Source organism: Ramlibacter albus, assembly GCF_014297445.1.
Taxonomy (GTDB): Bacteria; Pseudomonadota; Gammaproteobacteria; order Burkholderiales; family Burkholderiaceae_C; genus Ramlibacter; species Ramlibacter albus.
The window spans coordinates 89698-109904 of record NZ_JACORU010000014.1 but is presented as its reverse complement, the minus strand read 5'-3'; the positions used below and the strand labels follow the sequence as shown (position 1 = coordinate 109904).

General features: G+C 67.5%; 20 protein-coding genes and 1 tRNA gene. 16 read left to right on the top strand and 5 right to left on the bottom strand.

The features are described 5' to 3' along the window. Window positions 1-136 precede the first annotated feature (136 nt). A complete protein-coding gene (locus tag H8R02_RS26665) occupies window positions 137-496 on the top strand; it encodes a hypothetical protein (protein ID WP_187084558.1) in 360 nt (119 codons plus the stop codon). A gap of 1 nt (window position 497) precedes the next feature. Here the strand turns inward: H8R02_RS26665 and H8R02_RS26660 are convergent, their stop codons facing one another. The 3 genes from H8R02_RS26660 to H8R02_RS26650 form a co-directional block, all read right to left on the bottom strand. Next, complete coding sequence (locus H8R02_RS26660) at window positions 498-1268, bottom strand: hypothetical protein (protein WP_187084557.1); 771 nt, start codon at window positions 1266-1268, stop codon at window positions 498-500. Window positions 1269-1345: 77 nt separating this feature from the next. Further along, entirely contained in the window at window positions 1346-2053 is a 708-nt protein-coding gene (locus tag H8R02_RS26655; RefSeq protein ID WP_187084556.1) for an SOS response-associated peptidase, read from the bottom strand. Next, window positions 2053-3786 (bottom strand): acetate--CoA ligase, encoded by a 1734-nt coding sequence (locus H8R02_RS26650; protein ID WP_187084555.1) that lies wholly within the window; start codon window positions 3784-3786, stop codon window positions 2053-2055. The genes H8R02_RS26655 and H8R02_RS26650 overlap by 1 nt, the downstream gene beginning before the upstream one ends. A gap of 46 nt (window positions 3787-3832) precedes the next feature. Here H8R02_RS26650 and H8R02_RS26645 point away from each other — a divergent pair, with 46 nt between their 5' ends. The 10 genes from H8R02_RS26645 (at window position 3833) to H8R02_RS26600 (ending at window position 13887) form a co-directional block, all read left to right on the top strand. Beyond that, a complete protein-coding gene (locus tag H8R02_RS26645; protein ID WP_187084592.1) occupies window positions 3833-4738 on the top strand; it encodes an alpha/beta fold hydrolase in 906 nt (301 codons plus the stop codon). Between the two features lie 161 nt (window positions 4739-4899). Next, window positions 4900-5829, top strand: a complete 930-nt coding sequence (locus tag H8R02_RS26640) for a hypothetical protein (protein WP_187084554.1) — start codon at window positions 4900-4902, stop codon at window positions 5827-5829. Between the two features lie 49 nt (window positions 5830-5878). Then, a protein-coding gene (gene prfB / locus H8R02_RS26635) for a peptide chain release factor 2 (RefSeq protein ID WP_187084553.1) occupies window positions 5879-6983 on the top strand; the annotation gives its coding sequence in 2 pieces (ribosomal slippage) (window positions 5879-5959 and window positions 5961-6983; 1104 coding nt in all). Window positions 6984-7077: 94 nt separating this feature from the next. Then, on the top strand, window positions 7078-7743 hold the full coding sequence (locus tag H8R02_RS26630) for an HAD family hydrolase (protein WP_354004980.1): 666 nt from the start codon (window positions 7078-7080) through the stop codon (window positions 7741-7743). Further along, a complete protein-coding gene (pepN, locus tag H8R02_RS26625) occupies window positions 7736-10378 on the top strand; it encodes an aminopeptidase N (RefSeq protein ID WP_187084551.1) in 2643 nt (880 codons plus the stop codon). The genes H8R02_RS26630 and pepN overlap by 8 nt, the downstream gene beginning before the upstream one ends. Window positions 10379-10393: 15 nt before the next feature. Further along, a complete protein-coding gene (locus H8R02_RS26620) occupies window positions 10394-11662 on the top strand; it encodes a 6-phosphofructokinase (protein WP_187084550.1) in 1269 nt (422 codons plus the stop codon). Next, window positions 11659-12666, top strand: coding sequence for a class 1 fructose-bisphosphatase (locus H8R02_RS26615; protein WP_187084549.1), 1008 nt, complete (start codon window positions 11659-11661; stop codon window positions 12664-12666). Before H8R02_RS26620 ends, H8R02_RS26615 begins: the two co-directional genes overlap by 4 nt. A 21-nt stretch (window positions 12667-12687) precedes the next feature. Beyond that, window positions 12688-12763: transfer RNA gene (locus tag H8R02_RS26610), tRNA-Thr, on the top strand. Window positions 12764-12994: 231 nt separating this feature from the next. Continuing rightward, window positions 12995-13420: an Xre family toxin-antitoxin system antitoxin gene (locus tag H8R02_RS26605; RefSeq protein ID WP_354004979.1), complete on the top strand. Its 426-nt coding sequence runs from the start codon at window positions 12995-12997 to the stop codon at window positions 13418-13420. After that, a complete protein-coding gene (locus H8R02_RS26600; RefSeq protein ID WP_187084548.1) occupies window positions 13417-13887 on the top strand; it encodes an RES family NAD+ phosphorylase in 471 nt (156 codons plus the stop codon). Before H8R02_RS26605 ends, H8R02_RS26600 begins: the two co-directional genes overlap by 4 nt. An 8-nt stretch (window positions 13888-13895) precedes the next feature. Here the strand turns inward: H8R02_RS26600 and H8R02_RS26595 are convergent, their stop codons facing one another. After that, window positions 13896-14168, bottom strand: a complete 273-nt coding sequence (locus H8R02_RS26595; RefSeq protein WP_187084547.1) for a hypothetical protein — start codon at window positions 14166-14168, stop codon at window positions 13896-13898. A gap of 150 nt (window positions 14169-14318) precedes the next feature. On the opposite strand from H8R02_RS26595, the gene H8R02_RS26590 reads away from it, so the two are divergent. Both H8R02_RS26590 and H8R02_RS26585 read left to right on the top strand, forming a co-directional pair. Continuing rightward, window positions 14319-15599 carry a lytic murein transglycosylase gene (locus H8R02_RS26590; RefSeq protein ID WP_187084546.1) on the top strand — a complete coding sequence of 427 codons (1281 nt, stop codon included), beginning with the start codon at window positions 14319-14321 and terminating at the stop codon, window positions 15597-15599. Between the two features lie 11 nt (window positions 15600-15610). Beyond that, window positions 15611-16558, top strand: coding sequence for an aldo/keto reductase (locus H8R02_RS26585; protein ID WP_187084545.1), 948 nt, complete (start codon window positions 15611-15613; stop codon window positions 16556-16558). A gap of 16 nt (window positions 16559-16574) precedes the next feature. Here H8R02_RS26585 and H8R02_RS26580 read toward each other — a convergent pair whose 3' ends face one another. Continuing rightward, the gene (locus H8R02_RS26580; RefSeq protein ID WP_255429585.1) at window positions 16575-17393 is read right to left on the bottom strand and encodes a LysR family transcriptional regulator; all 819 of its coding nucleotides are present in this window, start codon (window positions 17391-17393) and stop codon (window positions 16575-16577) included. 192 nt (window positions 17394-17585) lie between these two features. Between H8R02_RS26580 and H8R02_RS26575 the strand changes: the two genes are divergently transcribed. The 3 genes from H8R02_RS26575 to H8R02_RS26565 are packed head-to-tail and all read left to right on the top strand — an operon-like array spanning window position 17586 to window position 20207. Then, on the top strand, window positions 17586-18365 hold the full coding sequence (locus tag H8R02_RS26575; RefSeq protein ID WP_187084543.1) for a hydroxypyruvate isomerase family protein: 780 nt from the start codon (window positions 17586-17588) through the stop codon (window positions 18363-18365). Window positions 18366-18369: 4 nt separating this feature from the next. Beyond that, the gene (locus H8R02_RS26570) at window positions 18370-19224 is read left to right on the top strand and encodes a fumarylacetoacetate hydrolase family protein (RefSeq protein ID WP_187084542.1); all 855 of its coding nucleotides are present in this window, start codon (window positions 18370-18372) and stop codon (window positions 19222-19224) included. Next, window positions 19221-20207, top strand: coding sequence for a Bug family tripartite tricarboxylate transporter substrate binding protein (locus H8R02_RS26565; RefSeq protein WP_187084541.1), 987 nt, complete (start codon window positions 19221-19223; stop codon window positions 20205-20207). The genes H8R02_RS26570 and H8R02_RS26565 overlap by 4 nt, the downstream gene beginning before the upstream one ends.

Sequence of the window (20207 nt, the reverse complement as noted above, 5' to 3'; positions counted from 1 at the left end):
GGTGTCTCCAGGTGAAGCGGCCAGCTTAGCACCGCGCCGCGAGTAAGGCTTTTGTGTTGGCTCAAAGGCCGGGAACCAATGCGGCCGGGCAGCGCTCCTACGCAGTTCTTTACATCAGCGTGCTACTTTTCCGCCCATGCGCCTGCCCCGCAACCTCATCCTTTCCGCGCTCGTCGCCGCCGCGCCCGCCACCTTCGCGGGCGGCACGTTCGACGGGCTCTGGTGCGGCCAGGGCCTGCTCAACGACTTCAGCCTCAAGCTCAAGCAGCTGGGCGCCCAGCAGGTCGAGGGCACGCTGATGCGCCGCGACCGCGTTCGCACGCTCGAAGGCAGCATCTCGGGCAACACGCTGCGCACCCAGGCCACCAAGTACGGCTCGCTCGTGCTCGAGGCCACCGGCGGCGAGCTGAAGATCATGGGCGGCGACGGGCCGCTCGCGCTGGCGCGCGGCAACGCGTTCAAGCGCGCCAGCGGCGGCGCCTGCACCGCCGGCTGAGCTACTTGGCCTGCGGCAGCGGCGGCAGGCTATCCGATTTCGGGCTGCCGCCGCCCACGGTCGTGCGCGCATTGGCCGCCAGCTCCGCGCTCCATTTCTTGAGCTCCTCGACATAAGCCAGGCGGCGCGGGTCGCCCTTGAGCACGGCCGCGTTCCACTCGCTGGTCTCGCGGTCGGTCACGACGGCCGGCGGCATCCCCATCGCTTCCGGGTTGACGCTCACCTGCGTCTGGACATAGTCGCCGCCCTGGTACCTCGCATACCAGACGCGCAGGTAAGACACCGGCAGCTTCACCTTGTTCTGCTGCGACCAGTCCCACAGCGCGCGGTAGACGGGGTCGGTCTCGGGCGGCCTGTTCCTCGGCGTGATGAGGAAGTCGACGAACGTGCATTCCGGAAACTTGAAGTTGCCGGAGAAGTCCATGTGCAGCGGGTTCCTGCGTTCGCACGCCGTCGTGTTCCAGTTCCCGATGCCGGCGGTGGTGACGAGCGTGGAGGCGTGGTACAGCATGGCGCGCCACTGCCCGGCGTCGTCGCGTTGCACGGCCATCAGCCGCGCCACCTTGGAGCGTGCGCCGTCGCCGGTGATGCCCGTCGTGGCATCCCCCGTCCACACGACGTCCCAGGTGCCCGGCGGGAACACCAGCGTGTTGCGGCCGACCGCCACCTTCCCCTGGACCTTGCTGCCGACGGCGGGCAGGTCTTGCGCTGCGACGGATCCAAACGCGAATGGCACTGCCATCGCCACGAGGGTTCGAGCGAAAGTGGTCACGGCCGCCTCCTCTTCAGTGGGCCTGCGATCTAGCGTAGTCACATCGCCCGGCCCGCACAAGCTCGTTCGGCGGGCGGTCAGAACAGCTGCGGGTTCTCCGGCGGCCTGGGCGGCCGCACCGTGCGCACGCTGCTGGCCTTCGGCGCGCGCGGCGGCAGGGGCAGCGGCTCGCACAGCATCGGGCCTTCCCAGCGCTTGAAGAAGCGCTTCGCTTCGTCGACCGGGCAAGACAGCCACTCGGCGTAGTCGTTCGGGTGCAGCACCACCACCATGCGCTTCTCGTCCTCCGGCTTGTGGAAGCGCTGCATCACCGGGTGGCCGTCGGCATTGACGGTGAGCATGGCGAAGCTGAACACCTCCTTGTACTGCGCATTCGGGTCACGCCACTTGCGGTAGACGCCCGCGATGCCGAAGGGCACGTTGCCCTCCTGGTAAATGGCCCAGCGCTCGGCCTTGCCGCTCTCGTAGTTCGGCTCGTAGATGATCTCGGCCGGGATGATGCAGCGCCAGCCCTTGCTCCAGGCCTCCTTGAAGCTCGGGAGCTTGTCGACGGTTTCGCTGCGCGCGTTGTACGTGCGGCGGCCGTAGCTCACCTCGGTGGCGAAGTGCGGCAGCAGGCCGAAGAGGCCGTCCTCGGCGACCTTGGTGCCGTCTTCCGCCATCCGGATGAAGGGCGCCATGCCCACCGGCCACGCATCGACCTGCGGGTCGTCGCGCTCGCGCTCGACGCCGAAGAAGGTGAGCAGCCTCTCACGCCGCGACACCGGCACGTAGTTGGCGCACATCAGCTCGCCGCGGACCGCGCCCGCTCCTCTTCCTGCAGGCGCAGCACGCGGCGCTGCACCTTGCCCGTGGTCGTCATCGGCAGCTGCTCGATGAACTCGATCTCCTTCGGGTACTCGTAGGGCGCCAGCTTGTCCTTCACGTGCGCCTGCAGCTGCGCGATGAGCTCGCTGTCGAACGCGTTCTGGCCGCGTGTGGTGATGGCGCGCGCCTGCGCGACGTGCGGTGCCAGCACCACGTACGCCTTCACGAGCGCGCCGCGTTCCCGGTCCGGCTTGGGCACGACGGCGGCGTTGACAACTGCGGGGTGCTTCACGAGGCAGTTCTCGATCTCGCTCGGCCCGATGCGGTAGCCCGCCGCCTTGAACACGTCGTCCGCGCGGCCCTGGTACCAGAGGTAGCCGTCCTCGTCGCGCGTGGCGAGGTCGCCGGTGCGGCACCAGTCGCCGGTGTACTTGGCGCGCGTGGCGTTCTCGTTCTTCCAGTAGCCGAGGAAGAAGATCGGGTCGGGGTCGCCGTGGATGTCGTAACGGTTCACGGCCACGTCGCCGGGTACGCCAGGTGGGCATTCTCGCCCTTCGTCATCGATCACGGCGACACGATGGCCCGGGTACGGCCTGCCCATGCTGCCGGCGCGCGCAGGCCAGTACCTCGCGCAGTTGCCGACCACGTAGTTGATCTCCGTCTGCCCGAACATCTCGTTGACGATCACGCCGAGGTGGTCGCGGCAGTACGCGAACACCGCGTCGCCGACTGCCTCACCGGCGCTCATGATCGCCTGCAGCTTCAGCTTGAAGTGCTCGCGCGGCTCGGGGAACACCTTCATCATCGCCTTCAGCGCCGTCGGGAACAGGAAGGTGTGCGTCACCCCGTGCTCCTGGATCAGCGTGAAGGCCAGCTCGGGGTTGAAGCGGCCGTTGTAGCCGACGATGGGCCGGCCGAAGTAGAGCGTCGGCAGCAGCGCGTCCATCAACCCGCCGGTCCACGCCCAATCGGCCGGCGACCAGAAGACCGCGTCGGTCTTCTTGTTCGACTGGCCGTCGAAGCCGAACCAGTTCTGGCTGCACACGAAGCCCGACAGGTTGCCGATCAGCGCGCGGTGCGGGATCAACGCACCCTTCGGTGGCCCGGTGGTGCCGCTCGTATAAATCAGCACCGCGGCATCGTCGGCATGCGTATGCGCGTAGACGAACTCGGTGGACATGCCCTGCAGCTCGGCCTGCCAGTCGATGTCCGCATCGGCAGCGGCGGCGCCCACGCCGATCACCTCGCGCAGCAACGGGCACTGCGCGCGCACCTGGTCGACGTTGGCGATGGAGCTTTCGTCGCAGATCGCCACCACCGCCTCGCTGTCCTGCAGCCGGTACTCCAGCGCCTCGGGGCCGAACAGCATCGACAGCGGCATGGCGACGGCGCCCAGCTGGAACACCGCCATGTACGCCACCGCCGTCTCGAAGCGCTGCGGCATGACGATGGCGACGCGGTCGCCGCGGTGCACGCCCAGCGTGGCCAGCAGGTTGCTCAGGGCGTTGGCGCGCTGCTGCAGCTGCGCGTAGGTCATGGTCGCGCCCTCGCCCTTCACGCCGTGCGCGATGACCGCCACGCGCGTGTCCGCATCGCGCCGCACCGCCCAGCGCGCGCAGCACTCGCGCGCGATGTTGAAGTCGGGCGGCACGTGCCAGCCGAAAGACCCGTGCATCGCGTGGTAGTTGTCCCTGCCTTGACTGTCCTGCATGGCGCCGCTCCGTATCATCGGCGTCACTGTAACCAGCCCCGCCACGATGTACCAACCCCGCCGGATTTTCCGCAACCAGTTCGTCCCGATCCGCAACCTGAACTACCACGTGCTCACGTGGGGCGAGCCGGGGCCGGGCAAGGTGCCGCTGGTGATGGTGCACGGCTGGATGGACGTGGCGGCGTCGTACCAGTTCGTGGTGGACGAGTTCGAGCGAGACCACTACGTCATCGCGCCGGACTGGCGCGGCTACGGCGCCACCGACGTCCCCCACACGGACAACTACTGGTTCCCCGATTACCTGGCCGACCTCGATTTCCTGATCGACCATTTCTCGCCGGACCAGCCCGTGAACCTCGTGGGCCACAGCATGGGCGGCAACGTCGCGATGCACTATTCGGGCGTGAAGCCCGCGCGCGTGCGGCGCCTCGTCAACCTCGAAGGCTTCGGCATGCCGAAGACGAAGCCCTCGCAGGCGCCGGGGCGGCTCGCGAAGTGGATCGACGAACTCAAGGCCTACCACCGCGGCGAAATGGAGCTGAAGCCGTACGACTCGGCGGACGGCGTCGCCCAACGCCTGATGAAGACCAACAAGCGCCTGACGCAGGACAAGGCGGGCTGGCTGGCCCGCCACTGGGCGAAGCCGGACGCCGAAGGCAAATGGCGGATCCTCGGCCACGCTGCGCACAAGATCGTCAACGCCAACCTCAGCCGCGAGGACGAGGTGCTGGAGCTCTACAAGGCGATCACCGCGCCGACGCTGGCCGTGGTGGCTTCGGACGACAGCCTCAGCCAGTGGTGGCAGGGCCGCTTCACGCTCGCGCAGTACGAAGAACGTCTGAAGTCCGTTTCCGACCACCGTGTAGTCCGCATCGAGGACGCGGGGCACATGATGCACCACGACCAACCTCGGCAGCTGGCGCAGCACATCGAAAGTTTTCTCGGCGGCTAGCGCGGGCGCACGAACACCTTTTTGTTCATTCACGCGGACTTACGCGTCCGATGCGTGAATTTTGCCGACGAGCCACTGCTACCGGCCCTCTCCAACGTAACAAACCTTGCCGTAGGAAGTGTCCTACTCCATAGTAGGCGCCATCGAAGGGGTAGTTGCTCATGAGGAAGTCGGGTTTCGCGGCCCTCCTGTTGGCTGCAGTGCTGAGTCCGGCCTTTGCGCAGGCGGATGAGTTCGAGCAAGGGCTCGGCACGATGTGGGAAGTGCTGTGGCACCAGAGCGGCACGCCCACACGCCTCGTACGCTGGGAACAGGAGATGCGCGTGCGCGTCTACGGCGTCAACCTCGCCTCCCACAAGCAGCACACCCTCGAAGCGCTGCGCGCCGTGGCCGGCGAGGCCGGCATCAAACTGGTAGACGTGAGCGACCGCGCCGACGCAGCGCAGGTGGCCAACGTGAGCGTCGAGATCACGCCCGACTACATGCTGGAAGACAACCAGCCCTGCGTCACCTTCCTGAATTTCTATACCGAGACGCGCATCGAGTCGGCTGCCGTGCAGATGCGCGGCCGGGATGCGTGGCGCTGCGCCTACCACGAGGCCATGCACGTGATGGGCGTGCGCGGCCACCCCGCCGGCAAGACGGTGCTCAGCTACTTCCCCACCAAAGTGGAAGGCCTGTTGCCGCTGGACCGCGCGATGCTGCGCGCCTGGTACTCGCCCAAGGTGCGCGGCGGCATGACGCCTTTCGAAGTGCTGCCCGCGCTGGCGGACGAACTGATCGCCGCCGCGCCGGCCGCCGACAAGGCGCGCGTGACTCGCATTCGCGATCGCTTCTTCGCCGACACGATCGAGTCGATGCAGGCGTTTGCCGAAGGCCGCGGCGAGATCCCGTACATCGTCAAGCGCTCGGGCAAGAGCACGGAAGACGGCATCAAGCTCGGCCGCACCGAGATGAGCTACTTCCTCGGCGTGGCCTACCTGGAAGGCGCCACGGTGCAGGCCGACTCCGGCCAAGCCGTGCGCTGGCTGCAGCGCGCCGCCACGCTGGGCAGCCGCACCGCGCAGACGCGCCTGGGCGGCACCCGCTGATCCTCCTCGTTCCTTATGGGAGAATCCTTGGCTCTCAAGGATTCTCCAGATGGACGCAGAACGCACCAACCTGATCGGCACGACACTCGCCGATCTCCAGACCCGGACCTCTGAACTACGGAGGTATCTTTGACTTCGATGCGAAGTCGGAGAGGCTGAGGACCGTCAACGCCGCGCTGGAAGACCCCGCGGTCTGGAACGACCCCAAGAAGGCCCAGGAACTGGGCAAGGAAAAGAAGCAGCTCGACGCGGTGGTGGTCTCCCTCACCGACCTCGAGCGTGAGACCTCGGACAACCTCGAGCTCTTCGAGATGAGCAAGGAGGAGGGCGACGAGGCCGGCCTGCAGACCATCGAGGCCGAGACCGCCAAGCTCACGAAGATCGTCGAGGACCTCGAGTTCCGCCGCATGTTCAACCAGCCGGCGGACCCGAACAACTGCTTCCTCGACCTGCAGGCAGGCGCCGGCGGCACGGAAGCGTGCGACTGGGCGAGCATGCTCATGCGCCAGTACATCAAGTACGCCGAGCGCAAGGGCTTCAAGTACACCATCGAGGACGAGACGCCCGGCGACGTGGCGGGCATCAAGAGCGCCACGCTCAAGATCGAGGGCGAGTACGCGTTCGGGCTGCTGCGCACCGAGACGGGCGTGCACCGGCTCGTTCGCAAGTCGCCGTTCGATTCGTCGGGCGGTCGGCACACGAGTTTCGCTTCGGTGTTCGTCTACCCCGAGATCGACGACTCGATCGAGATCGACGTCAACCCCGCCGACGTGCGCGTGGACACGTTCCGTGCCTCCGGCGCGGGCGGCCAGCACATCAACAAGACGGACTCCGCGGTGCGCCTGACGCACATGCCCACGGGCATCGTGGTGCAGTGCCAGGACAGCCGCAGCCAGCACAGCAACCGCGACGTGGCGTGGCGGCGCCTGCGCTCGCGCCTGTACGACTTCGAGATGCGCAAGCGCATGGAGGCGCAGCAGGCGCTGGAGGCGACCAAGACCGATGTGGGCTGGGGCCACCAGATCCGCAGCTACGTGCTGGACCAGAGCCGCATCAAGGACTTGCGGACGAACGTGGAAATCTCCAACACGCAGAAGGTGCTGGACGGGGACCTCGACACGTTCATCGAGGCCAGCCTGAAGCAGGGCGTATGAACACCACAGCCGTCATTGCGGGCTTGACCCGCAATCCATGCCGGCGTGGGACCACGCAACGATGGATGCCGGGTCGAGCCCGGCATGACGGCCTGTGAGCGCGCCCGTCTTCATCTTTGACATGGACGGCACGCTCGTCGACTCCATGCCGACGCACGCCAGGAGCTGGGAGGCTTTCACGCGCAGGCACGGCATCGACATGTCCGTCGCTGAAGTGCTCGCGCGGACCACCGGCCGCAACGGCGTCGAATGCATCCGCGAGCTGATGGGTGCGGACACGCCCGAAGCCCGGGCGCTGGAACTCATTGCGGAGAAGGAAGCGATCTACCGCGACCTCTTCGCATCGCAGTTCCGCGAAGTACGCGGCGTCAGCGATTTCATCCGGGCGGCGCGCGAGCGGGGCATCCGCTGCGGCATTGCCACAGCCGGCGACAGGCACAACATCGCATTCACGCTCGGCCACCTCAAGCTGGCGCAAGCGCCCGACGCCATCGTCGGCGGCGACGAGGGCCTGCCCGGCAAGCCCGACCCCGCCCTCTTCCTGGAGGCCGCGCGCCGCATGGGCGCCCAGGCTTCGCAGTGCATCGTTTTCGAAGACGCACCGTTCGGCATCGAAGCCGCGCGGCGCGCCGGCATGCGCGCGGTGAGCATCTGCACGACGCACACCGCCGCCGAACTGGGTGGCGCGCACGTGATCGCGCAGGCCCCCGATTTCCTGGACCTCGCCAACAAGAACTTCCTGGAGACACTCCATGCGTGAAGGCCACAACAACGTGATCTACCGGCAGGACTACCTGCCCCCGCCCTTCTGGATCGACAGCGTCGACCTGACCTTCGACCTCGACCCGGCGAAGACGCGCGTGCTCAACAAGATGCGCGTGCGCCGCAACCCGGACGTGCCGCCGCAGGCGCTGCGCCTGGATGGCGAGGAGCTGAACCTCGCGCGCGTGCTGGTCAACGGGCAAGGCACGTCCTTCAAGATGGAGGACCACACGCTGGTGCTGGAGAACCTGCCGGAGGGCAACGACCCCTTCGAGCTGGAGATCTTCACCACCTGCGCGCCTGCGAAGAACACCAAGCTGATGGGCCTGTACGTCAGCAACGAATCGTTCTTCACGCAGTGCGAAGCCGAGGGCTTCCGCCGCATCACCTACTTCCTCGACCGGCCGGACGTGATGGCCAGCTACACCGTCACGCTGCGTGGCGACAAGACGAAGTACCCCGTGATGCTGTCCAACGGCAACCTCGTGGAGCAAGGCGAGCTGGACGACGACCGCCACTTCGCCAAGTGGGTCGACCCGTTCCGCAAGCCCAGCTACCTCTTCGCGCTGGTCGCGGGGCAGCTGGTGTGCCGCGAGCAGCGCATCGTCTCGCGCAGCGGCAAGGAGCATTTGCTGCAGGTGTACGTGCGCGCCGGCGACCTGGACAAGACCGAGCACGCGATGAACTCGCTGATGCACTCGGTGGCGTGGGACGAGGCGCGCTTCAACCTGCCGCTGGACCTGGAGCGCTTCATGATCGTCGCCACGAGCGACTTCAACATGGGCGCCATGGAGAACAAGGGCCTGAACATCTTCAACACGAAGTACGTTCTCGCCTCGCAGGCCACGGCCACCGATGTGGACTTCGCCAACATCGAGTCGGTGGTGGGCCACGAGTATTTCCACAACTGGACCGGCAACCGCGTGACCTGCCGCGACTGGTTCCAGCTGTCGCTGAAGGAAGGCCTCACGGTTTTCCGCGACCAGGAGTTCAGCCAGGACCTCGCGGGTGAAGCGTCTGCACGCGCCGTCAAGCGCATCGAGGACGTGCGCGTGCTGCGCAGCGCGCAGTTCCCCGAGGACGCGGGCCCGATGGCGCACCCGGTGCGGCCCGACCAGTACCTGGAGATCAACAACTTCTACACGGTGACCGTGTACGAAAAAGGCGCCGAGGTCGTGCGCATGCAGCAGACCCTCGTCGGCCGCGAAGGCTTCGCGAAGGGCATGGCGCTGTACTTCCAACGCCATGACGGGCATGCCGTGACGTGCGACGACTTCGCGCAGGCGATCGCGGATGCCAACCCCGAGTCGCCGCTCGCGCAGAAGCTGGAGCAGTTCAAGCGCTGGTACAGCCAGGCCGGCACGCCGCGCGTGCGCGCCGAGGGCCGCTTCGACGAGGCGAGCGGCACCTACACCCTGACGCTGTCGCAGTCCTGCGCGCCCACGCCGGGCCAGGCGACCAAGCTGCCGTTCGTGATCCCGATCGCCTACGGCCTCGTCGCCGCCGACGGCCGTGAAGTCGCGTCCGGCATGCACGTGCTGACCGAAGCCAGCGAGACGCTCACCTTCAACGGCCTGCAGGCCGCGCCCGTGCCGTCGCTGCTGCGCGGCTTCAGCGCGCCGGTAATCCTCGACCACGACTACACCGACGAGCGGCTGCTCACCCTGCTGGCGCACGACACCGACCCGTTCAACCGCTGGGAAGCGGCGCAGCGCCTCGCGACGGCCCGCGCGCTGAAAGCCATCCGCGGCGGCGGCGAGGTCGAACTCGATGCGCCTTTCGTCGAGGCGATGCGAACCGTGCTGCGCCATCCCACGCTGGATGCGGCGTTCAAGGAGCTGGTGCTCACGCTGCCCGGCGAAACCTACATCGCCGAGCAGCTGGAAACCGTGGACCCGCAGCGCGTGCACGTCGTGCGCGAAGCGATGAAGGAGCAGCTCGCGCAGCAGCTCTTCGCCGATTTCGAGCAGGCGTACGAGCAGAACAAGGACACGGGCGCGTATCGGCCCGATCCCGTCTCCAGCGGCCGTCGCGCCCTCGCCGGGCTCGCGCTGGCCCACCTGTGCCTGGCCGCGCGCCAGAGCGGCGACACGGTGTGGCCCGGCAAGGCCTACCAGCGCTTCAAGGACGCGGGCAACATGACCGACCGCTTCAATGCGCTGACGGCCCTCGTCACGAGCGGCCACCCGCTCGCGGCCGAAGCATTGCAACGCTTCCACGCGATGTTCAAGGACGAGGCGCTCGTCATCGACAAGTGGTTCGCGCTGCAGGCGAGCGCGCCCGACCGGGGCGGCAACGTGCTGCCCGTCGTCAAGCAGCTGATGTCGCACCCCGACTTCAACATCCGCAACCCGAACCGCGCGCGCAGCGTCATCTTCAGCTACTGCAGCGGCAACCCGGGCGGCTTCCACCGCGCGGACGCGGCCGGCTACGTGTTCTGGAGCGAGCGCGTCATGGAGCTCGACTCGATGAACCCGCAGGTGGCCGCGCGCCTCGCGCGTGCGCTGGACCGCTGGAAGAAACTGGCCGAGCCGCTGCGCACGGCTGCACGCGAAGCGATTGCGCGCGTTGCCGCCAAGCCGGACCTGAGCAACGACGTGCGCGAGGTCGTGACCCGCGCCCTTGCGGACTAGACGCGGAGGCACGCCATGGCTGCGAAGGAGAAGAAGAACGCTTTCTACGCGCAGTCGGGCGGCGTCACCGCCGTCATCAACGCGTCGGCGTGCGGCGTCATCGAGACGGCGCGCGCCAACAGGGACCGCATCGGCAAGGTCTATGCGGGGCGCAACGGCATCATCGGCGCGCTGACCGAGGACCTGATCGACACGAGCAAGGAGAGTGCTGCCGCCATCGCGCTGCTGCGCTCGACGCCCTCCGGCGCGTTCGGGTCCTGCCGCTACAAGCTCAAGTCGCTGGAGGCGAACAAGCGCGAGTACGAGCGCCTCATCGAGGTGTTCAGGGCGCACGGCATCGGCTACTTCTTCTACAACGGCGGCGGCGACTCGGCGGACACCTGTTTCAAGGTGAGCCAGCTGTCGCAGACCATGGGCTACCCGATCCAGGCGATCCACGTGCCCAAGACGGTGGACAACGACCTGCCGATCACCGACTGCTGCCCCGGTTTCGGCTCGGTGGCGAAGTACGTCGCGGTGTCGGCGCTCGAGGCGTCGTTCGACGTGCGCTCGATGGCGAAGACGTCCACCAAGGTGTTCGTGCTCGAAGTGATGGGGCGCCATGCGGGCTGGATCGCGGCTGCGGGCGGGCTGATCGAGGACGAGGGCATCCCCGTCGTCGTGCTCTTCCCCGAGGTCGAATTCGACGAGAAGAAATTCCTCGCGCGTGTCGAGGCGTTGGTGAAGAAGCACGGCTTCTGCACGGTGGTGGTCTCCGAAGGCTGCCACCACCCCGACGGCACCTTCCTCGCGGAGCAAGGCACCAAGGACGCCTTCGGCCATGCGCAGCTCGGTGGCGCGGCGCCCGTCGTCGCCAACATGGTCAAGCAAGGGCTCGGCTACAAGTTCCACTGGGCCGTCGCCGACTACCTGCAGCGCGCCGCGCGCCACATCGCCTCGAAGACCGACGCGAAGCAGGCTTATGAAGTCGGCGCCGCCGCCGTCAAGCTCGCGCTCAAGGGCCACAACGCCGTGATGCCCACCGTTGAGCGCGTGAGCGACGCGCCCTACAAGTACCGCATCGGCGTCGCGCCGCTGGACAAGGTGGCCAACACCGAGAAGTTCATGCCGCGCAACTTCATCACCGCCGACGGTTTCGGCATCACCGAAGCCTGCAAGCGCTACCTGCGCCCCCTCATCCAGGGCGAGGACTATCCTCGCTACCGCAACGGCATGCCCGTGTACGCGACGCTGAAGAACGTCGCAGTCCCGAAGAAACTCCCCACGTTCGAGATGCAGAAATGAGCGCGAAGATCTCCCTGACCCGTTACCTCGTCGAGCAGCAGCGCGTCGACGGCCGCATCCCATCCGACCTGCGCCTGCTGATCGAGGTCGTGGCGCGCGCCTGCAAGGCGATCAGCCACTCGGTGGAGAAAGGCGCGCTCGGCGGCGTGCTCGGCTCCGCCGACAAGGAGAACGTGCAGGGCGAAGTGCAGAAGAAGCTGGACATCATCGCCAACGAGGTGCTGATCGAGGCCAACGAGTGGGGCGGCCACCTCGCCGCGATGGCGAGCGAGGAGATGGACACCATCCACCTCGTGCCCAACCGCTACCCGCAGGGCGAGTACCTGCTGCTGTTCGACCCGCTGGACGGCTCGTCCAACATCGACGTGAACGTGAGCATCGGCACGATCTTCAGCGTGCTGAAGAAGCCGGAGGCCACGAACGGCGGCGTGTCGGAAGCCGACTTCCTGCAGAGCGGCAACAAGCAGGTGGCGGCCGGCTACTGCATCTACGGCCCGCAGACGACGCTGGTGCTGACGGTGGGTGACGGCGTCGCGATGTTCACGCTGGACCGCGAGCAGGGTTCGTTCGTGCTGACCGAGGAGCACGTGAAGATCCCCGCCGACACCAAGGAGTTCGCGATCAACATGTCGAACATGCGTCACTGGGACGCCCCGGTGAAGCGCTACATCGACGAGTGCCTGGCCGGCAAGGAGGGCCCGCGCGGCAAGGACTTCAACATGCGCTGGGTGGCCAGCATGGTGGCCGACGTGCACCGCATCCTCACGCGCGGCGGCATCTTCATGTACCCGTGGGACAAGCGCGAGCCGGACAAGCCGGGCAAGCTGCGCCTGATGTACGAGGCCAACCCGATGAGCTGGCTCGTCGAGCAGGCCGGCGGCGCCGCCACCGACGGCCGCCAGCGCATCCTGGACATCCAGCCGGGCAAGCTGCACCAGCGGGTGAGCGTGGTGCTGGGCTCGAAGAACGAGGTGGAAAGGGTGACCGGGTACCACCTTTCGTAGGCTGCTATAATCTGAGGCTTCGCCGGAGTAGCTCAGTCGGTAGAGCAGCGCATTCGTAATGCGAAGGTCGGGGGTTCAATTCCTCTCTCCGGCACCAGACAGCAAGGCCGCCAGTCGCAGGACTGGCGGCCTTTTGCTTTTCGGGGTGGTTGAGGCCAAGTCTCGATTGAGACTAGAATCAGCTTCATATCAGGCCAATCCGGGAGACCTCGTGACGACCGCCTCGCTTCCCATGCCCGCGCGCCGAGCGCACCAACCGACGCCTGCGACTTCAAAGCCGCACACGGCGAGGCCGCGCCAACCAGCGCTCAAGGACCTCGCGCAGCTCGTGGAAGTCGTCACACGCGCGACGCCGCTGGAGCTGGTCGAACTCGAACGCAAAGGCGTGCCGAGCGCCATCCTGAAGGACATCGCCCGCCAGCTTGGGCTACCCCAGGCACGCGTCTTCGAGATGCTCGGTGTGCCCAAGGCGACGGCCGAGAGGAAAGTGGCCGCCGGCGAGACGATTGCAGGCATGGGCGGGCAGGCCATCATCGGTGTGGCAAGGCTGCTGGCGAGAGCGCACGAAATCGTCGCGAATTCCACCGCACCCGAAGCACGCGGATTCGACACGGAAAAGTGGTTGGGTCGCTGGCTCGAAACGCCGCAGCCTTCGCTGGGCGGGCGCAAGTCGTCGGAACTGATCGACACACGGACCGGCCTCGACGTCGTGCTCAGGCTGCTTGGGGCGCTGCAGAGCGGTGCCTACCAATGATGCTGTGGCGTATTGCCGAAGAGACCCGGCAGTACAGGGCTGACGACTTGAGCGGCACCGGTGCCGCCCAGTATCCGGGGCGTTGGAACAACGCAGGCGCGCCGGTGCTCTACACGACGCTCACGATTTCCCTGGCCGCGCTGGAGACGGCCGCGCACATGGCCGAAACCGGGCTGCCGGGAAATCGGTACGTGGTTCGCATCGACGTCCCCGAGCATGCGTGGCGCAATCGGCAGGTGCTCGCCCCCGAAGCGCTTCCGGTGACATGGGATGCCATCCCGGCGGGTGAATCGAGCGCCGAGCTCGGTGCCGAGTGGCTCGCGGCCGGCGCGAGTGCGATCCTGCTCGTGCCCTCCGTCATCGTGCCGGAGGAAGCGGTGGCGCTGATCAACCCCGCCCATCCGGATGCAGCGAAGATCAAGGCCACCGCGGTGCGCAGCTTCGAGTACAGCAGGCTGTTCCGCTAACCTGCGCGTTAGCTCGCACGCGTCGTCGTGCGCACGGTCGTCACCTTCGCCACGTGACGATGCTTCGGCGTCTTCACGACGGCGACGATCTTCTTGTGGTGGCGGTGGTGGTGGTTGTACGCGACATGGCGCGCGGGATGATGGCGCTCCTTCGTCACCTGTTTCGTCACGGTGCCGCTGGGGGTCTGGTGCACGGTGGTCGTCGTGGTGGTGGACGTCGCCGCAAAGGCCGAGCCGGCCAGGGCCATGGCGGCGGCGAGGGTGATGGCTTGCAGTTTCATGTGGGTCTCCTGTCGAGGTTGTGAAGGGCCGAAGGTGGCCCCACACTTCAAAGACGCGCGAGGCACCCCGCTCGCCGAAAGACAGGATGGATGGCGGCTGTCGGCATGCGCCGACAAGGGCCGCCCGTCCACAGCCGTAGCATGCGAACCATGCCCAGATCCCTGACTCTGCGGTGGCTGCTCGCCGCCGCCACCGTGCTTGCCGCCGGCTGCTCGCGCGCCGCACCTCTGGACCAGCCGATGCCGCCCGAGCAGTTCCAGGCGTGCGTGCAATCGCTCGCGTCGCAAACGAACACCGCGCAACGGCCCCTGCGCAGCGAGGACTTCCTGCGCTACGCATCCACCGCGCAATACGACGACCGCGTGCGCCAGTCGATGCTGGTGCAAGTCACCGAGCCCACCTTCTGGTGGGACGATCTCGCGGCCACCACCGACGACCAGCGCGTCGAGGAAGGCCGCGCGGTGCTCGCGCGCGAGCGCGAAGCACTGCAGCGGATCGAAGCGCAATTCGGCGTGCCGAAGGAAATCATCGTCGCGCTCTACGGCATCGAGACGAACTACGGCCCCGCCCTCGGCCGCATCCCGATCCTCGACGCCACGATCTCGCTCGCGTGCCTGCGCCCCTGCCCCGACCCGGCAAAGACCTGCAGTTCGCGCGAACGTGCGTACGCCGCCGTGCGCCTGCTGCGCGACAACAAGGTCAAGCCCGAGACGTATCGCGGCTCGTGGGCCGGCGCATTCGGCCGCACGCAGTTCGTGCCGGACACCTTCGAGCAGATCGCGGTGGATGGCGACGGTGACGGTGTCGCCGACATCGTCGGCTCCGAACGCGATGCGTGGGCGTCGACGGCCAACCACCTCGTCAAGCGCGGCGGCTGGATCACGACTGCGCCCGTGTATGTGGAGGTCGTGGTGCCGCCCGCCGAACGCGCCCAGTTCGCCACCGGGGGCAACGCCACGCGGCAACGCGATCGCGCGCAGAAGGCCTCCGCGTGGGCGGCCGCGGGCTGGCAGGCCGTCGATGCCGCGGGCAAGCCGGTGCCGCTGCAGGTCAACGGCGACCCGGAGCTCTTCCCCTTCCTGCCGGTGGGCCTGCCGGGCCCCGCGTTCCTCGTGTCGCGCAACTTCCTCTCGATCTTCCGCTACAACAACTCGGAGAAGTACGTGATGGAAGTGGCCGTGCTCGCCAACAAGCTCGCGGGCGGCCCCGGCATCGTCACGCCGTGGCCGACGGACGACCCGGGCCTGTCGCGCGCGCAGGTGCGCGAGCTGCAATCGTGGCTGGTGCAACAGGGCTACGGCAAGGTCACGGCCGACGGCGTGATGGGCCGCAACACGCGCGATGCCATCGAGGCCGAGAGGGCGAAGAAGGGGCTGCCGCCGGGCCGCCGCGTGGGGCAGCGTACGATGCGCCTCCTGATGCAATCCTGATCGACTCGACCATGAACTACCGTTCGCTCGGCCGCAGCGGCCTGCAGGTTTCGCCCATCTGCTTCGGCGGCAACGTCTTCGGCTGGACGGCCGACGAGAAGACCTCCTTCAGCCTGCTCGACGCGTGGCTGGACGAAGGCTTCAACTTCGTCGACACGGCCGACGTGTATTCGTACTGGGTGAAGGGCCACACCGGCGGCGAGTCGGAAACGATCATCGGCAAGTGGTTCAAGGCGAGTGGCAAGCGCGACAAGGTGGTGCTCGCCACCAAGGTCGGCAAGCCGATGCCCGCCGGCAAGGGCCTGAGCCCCGCGTACATCCGGCGCGCCGTCGAAGACTCGCTGCGCCGCCTGCAGACGGACGTGATCGACCTTTACCAGTCGCACGACGACGACACCGAAACGCCGCAGGAAGAGACGATGGCGGCGTTCACCGAGCTCGTCCGCGCGGGCAAGGTGCGCGCCGTCGGCTGCTCCAACTACAGCGCGGACCGCTTGCGCTCCGCCCTGCAGGTGAGCGAGAAGCTGGGCCTGGCCCGCTACGAATCCCTGCAGCCGCTGTACAACCTCTACTCGCGCAAGGAGTTCGAGGACGGGCTGCAGCAGGTGTGCACCGAATACGGCGTGGGTGTCATCCCGTTCTATGCGCTCGCCGCCGGCTTCCTCACGGGCAAGTACCGCACGCCCGAAGACGCATCCAAGAGCGCGCGCGGCGGCAACATCGTCAAGAACTACCTCAACGAGCGCGGCCTTCGCATCCTCGATGCGCTCGACGCCGTCGCGAAGCGCAACAACGCCACGTGCGGGCAGGTGGCGGTCGCATGGCAGCTCACCAAGCCCGCGATCACCGCGCCCATCGCCAGCGCGACTTCGCTGCAGCAACTGAAGGAGCTGGCCGCGGCCGCACGCCTGAAGCTCTCGGCCGAAGACGTCGCGCTGCTCGACGAAGCGTCGCGCTAGCCCCGTAAGCCGCTGTTCACGCGGCCTGCGGAAAGCGGCGCGCGAGGAACTGCAGGAAAGCGTGCGCCGCCGGCGACGCCTCGCGTTCGCGCGGCGTCAGCAGGCAGATGCGCCGCTGGATGCGCGGGCCATGCAGCGGCCGCACGACGAGCCCATACGCCGCGGCGAGCGGCTCCGCATGCGCCGGCTGCGCGGTGATGCCCTTGCCCGCCTTCACCAAGGCGAGCGCCGTCGTGATGAAGGTGACATAGGTTTCGGGCTCCAGCGTCAGGCTCTCGGAAAAATGCGCGAGGTCCGCGCGCATCGTCATCGCGTAGTCCGGCGAGAGCGAAACATAGGGATGGCGCAGCGCCTCGACCCACTGCACGGCGTCCTGCGCGGCGAGCGGATGGTCGGGCCGGCACACGAGCTGCACGTCGTCGCGGAACAACTGCGCCTGCACCACTTCGGCCGGCACCGCGCGTTCGGGCGCGATGCCGAGGTCCGCATCGCCGCTCGCCACTTTCGCGGCAACCTGCTCGGTCAGCGCATCGACGACGTGCACGCGGATACCCGGATGCAATTCGCTGAACTGCGCCGCCAGCTCCGGCACCAGCGTGCCCGCGTAGATGGGCGAGCCCGCGATGCGCAGCACGCCGCGCTCCACGCCCTGGAACTCGCGCAGCCCTTCGATCGCGCGCGCGAAGTCCTCCACCAGCTTGCGCGCCGAAGGCAGGAAGTCGCGGCCCGCGGGTGCCAGCCGCGTCTGCCGCGTGGTGCGGTCGAACAGGCGCAGCCCGACCGTGGACTCGAGGTCCTTGATCACCAGGCTGAGCGCCGACGGCGTGACGTGCAGCCGGCTGCGCCGCCGCCGTGAAGCTGCCCGCCTCGGCCAGCGCCACGAAAGCCCGCAACTGCTTGAGCGTCACATTCATCAGCCAACCTCAAAACTGCACTGAGTATTTCTCGATTGTGCTTGGCAATCGCGCTCCGTAGAGTGCGGTTCAAGCGGTGCGCCCGCAGCCGACATCCCCAGGAGTAGTACCGGATGCTTCGTTTCGACCCCAACCTGCGCTGGCTCTTCACCGAGCTGCCCATGTGGGACCGCTACACCGCCGCCGCGCAAGCGGGCTTTTCCGGCGTGGAAGTGGCCTTCCCCTACGAATACCCCGCCCGCAAGCTCGCGGCGCACCTGAAGGACAACGGGCTCACGCTCGTGCAGGTCCTCGCGCCCGTGGACTGGGAAGGCGGCTCACGCGGCATTGCGTGCCTGCCCGAGAAGAAGGACGAGTGCCGCCGCAGCGTCGAGACCGCGATCGAATACGCGCTGGGTGTCGGCAAGCCCATGGTGCACGTGCTCGCCGGCAACCTGGAGCCGCACCACCGCATCGACGAGTGCATGGCGGTGTTCAAGGAGAACCTCGCCTATGCGGCCGATATCGCGGGGCGCGAGGGCATCACGATCATCATCGAGCCGGTGTGCAACGCGCGGTTTCCCGCGTACCTCTACTCGCGGCTGGACGAGGGCACGCAGATCATCGACGAGCTGGGCAAGCCCAACATCAAGCTGTGCTTCGACACGTACCACGTGCAGATGCAGGAGGGCAACCTCACCGAGCGGCTGCGGCAGGTGTACCCCTACATCGGCCACATGCAGATCGGCAACACGCCGGGGCGCAACGAGCCCGGCGTGGGCGAGCTGGACCTGCACTGGTTCTTCCGCCAGCTCGAGAAACTGGGATGGGACCGCTGGATCGGCTGCGAATACGCGCCGTCCACCCGCACGCTCGCATCCATCGGCTGGCACGCCCCCTTCACCACACGCTAGATCCATGAAGCTCCTCAGCTACACCCGCAATGGCAAGCCCTCCTGGGGCGCGCTCGAAGGCAACGACCGCATCGTCGACCTCGGCCACGTCGCGCCCACGTTGCGCGACGCGCTGGGCCAGGGCGGCCTCGGCGCGATCCGCGAGAGCCTCGCAGCGGCCGACCGCGGCGCCGCGTTGCGCCTTGCGGACGTGCGGCTGCTGCCGGTGATCCCCAACCCCGAGAAGATCGTCTGCATCGGCCTGAACTACGAGGCGCATCGCCTCGAAGCGAAGCGCGCCGAGACGAAGTTCCCCACGCTGTTCCCGCGCTGGCCGACCTCGCAGACGGCGCACGGCGCGGCGATCCCGCTGCCGACGGAGTCGGAGCAGCTCGACTTCGAAGGCGAGATCGCGCTCGTCATCGGCAAGGGCGGCCGCCGCATCGCGAAGGAAGACGCTTGGTCGCACATCGCGGGCTATGCGCCCTACAACGACGCGTCGATCCGCGACTGGCAGTACCACACCACGCAGTGGGGCGCGGGCAAGAACTTCGACGGCACCGGCGCGTTCGGGCCGTGGATGGTGACCCGCGACGAGATCAAGGACGGCCAGCGGCTCGAACTCGTCACGCGCCTCAATGGCGAGGAGGTGCAGCGCGGCAACACCGACCAGCTGATCTTCTCGATCCCCGTCCTCATCAACTACATCTCCACCGTGATGACGCTCAGGCCCGGCGACGTGATCGTCACCGGCACGCCTTCCGGCGTGGGCGTCAAGCGCGAGCCGCAGCTGTTCATGAAGGCGGGCGACCGCATCGAAGTGGAAGTCAGCGGCCTCGGCCGCCTCGAAAACACCGTCGCCCACGAGAGGACGCCATGAAGTACCCCGCACTCCTGCGCCGCGCGTTCGTCGCGCTCGCCTGCGCCGCCGCCCTTGCGCCGACGGCGCATGCCCAGGACGCCTTCCCCGACAAGCCGATCAAGCTCGTGGTGCCGCTCGCACCCGGCGGTGTGACCGACGTGTTCGCGCGTGTCGTCGCGCAGCAGCTGGGCAAGGAGTTGAACGGCACCGTCGTCGTGGAGAACAAGCCGGGCGGCGACGGCGTCATCGGCAACGCCTTCGTCGCGCAGGCCAGGCCCGATGGCTACACGCTGCTGTTCTCCGTGCCGTCGCTCGCCATCGACCCCGCATTGGGCCGCAAGCTCCCCTACGACGCGCTGAAGGACTTCACCTTGATCGGCCTCGCGGCCGCGTCGCCGAACTTCCTCGTCGTGAGCTCGAAGATGCCCGTGAACGACGTGAAGTCGCTCGTGGAGCTGGTGCACAAGAACCCGGGCAAGTACAACTACGGCCATCCCGGCGTCGGCACCACCGCGCACCTCAGCTTCGAGTTGTTCAAGCTGGCCGCCAAGCTGGATGCACAGGCGATCCCCTACAAGGGCTCGGCGCCGATGATCGTGGAGCTCGCGAGCGGGCAGGTCGCGATGACGAGCATGGCCGCCATCCTGGCGATCAGCGAGTCGAAGGCGGGCCGCGTGAAAGTGCTCGCGACCACCGCACCGAATCGCTCGCCGCAATTCCCCGACGTGCCGACGATGGCCGAAGTGGGCTACCCGACCGCGATGGTGCAACCCTGGTTCGGCATCGTCGGGCCGGCCGGCATGCCGCAGGCCATCAGCACCAAGCTGGTCTCGGCATTGCAGAAGGCCCTGCAAGCACCTGAAGTGAAGGCGCAGCTCGGGGCCGTCGGCGGCGAAGTGGCCACCGCGACGCCCGCGGAATTCCGCGCGCTGATCGAGAAGGACACCGCGCGCTGGACCGACCTCGTCAAGAAGGCCGGCCTCACCGTCACGACGCAGTGA

Coding starts and splice junctions, on each gene's coding strand:
- H8R02_RS26600 (WP_187084548.1), top strand. CDS start 13,417: ATGATGCTGTGGCGTATTGCCGAAGAGACCCGGCAGTACAGGGCTGAC.
- H8R02_RS26620 (WP_187084550.1), top strand. CDS start 10,394: ATGGCTGCGAAGGAGAAGAAGAACGCTTTCTACGCGCAGTCGGGCGGC.
- H8R02_RS26665 (WP_187084558.1), top strand. CDS start 137: ATGCGCCTGCCCCGCAACCTCATCCTTTCCGCGCTCGTCGCCGCCGCG.
- H8R02_RS26585 (WP_187084545.1), top strand. CDS start 15,611: ATGAACTACCGTTCGCTCGGCCGCAGCGGCCTGCAGGTTTCGCCCATC.
- H8R02_RS26615 (WP_187084549.1), top strand. CDS start 11,659: ATGAGCGCGAAGATCTCCCTGACCCGTTACCTCGTCGAGCAGCAGCGC.
- H8R02_RS26655 (WP_187084556.1), bottom strand. CDS start 2,053: ATGTGCGCCAACTACGTGCCGGTGTCGCGGCGTGAGAGGCTGCTCACC.
- H8R02_RS26595 (WP_187084547.1), bottom strand. CDS start 14,168: ATGAAACTGCAAGCCATCACCCTCGCCGCCGCCATGGCCCTGGCCGGC.
- H8R02_RS26565 (WP_187084541.1), top strand. CDS start 19,221: ATGAAGTACCCCGCACTCCTGCGCCGCGCGTTCGTCGCGCTCGCCTGC.
- H8R02_RS26645 (WP_187084592.1), top strand. CDS start 3,833: ATGTACCAACCCCGCCGGATTTTCCGCAACCAGTTCGTCCCGATCCGC.
- H8R02_RS26640 (WP_187084554.1), top strand. CDS start 4,900: ATGAGGAAGTCGGGTTTCGCGGCCCTCCTGTTGGCTGCAGTGCTGAGT.
- H8R02_RS26650 (WP_187084555.1), bottom strand. CDS start 3,786: ATGCAGGACAGTCAAGGCAGGGACAACTACCACGCGATGCACGGGTCT.
- H8R02_RS26590 (WP_187084546.1), top strand. CDS start 14,319: ATGCCCAGATCCCTGACTCTGCGGTGGCTGCTCGCCGCCGCCACCGTG.
- pepN (WP_187084551.1), top strand. CDS start 7,736: ATGCGTGAAGGCCACAACAACGTGATCTACCGGCAGGACTACCTGCCC.
- H8R02_RS26570 (WP_187084542.1), top strand. CDS start 18,370: ATGAAGCTCCTCAGCTACACCCGCAATGGCAAGCCCTCCTGGGGCGCG.
- H8R02_RS26575 (WP_187084543.1), top strand. CDS start 17,586: ATGCTTCGTTTCGACCCCAACCTGCGCTGGCTCTTCACCGAGCTGCCC.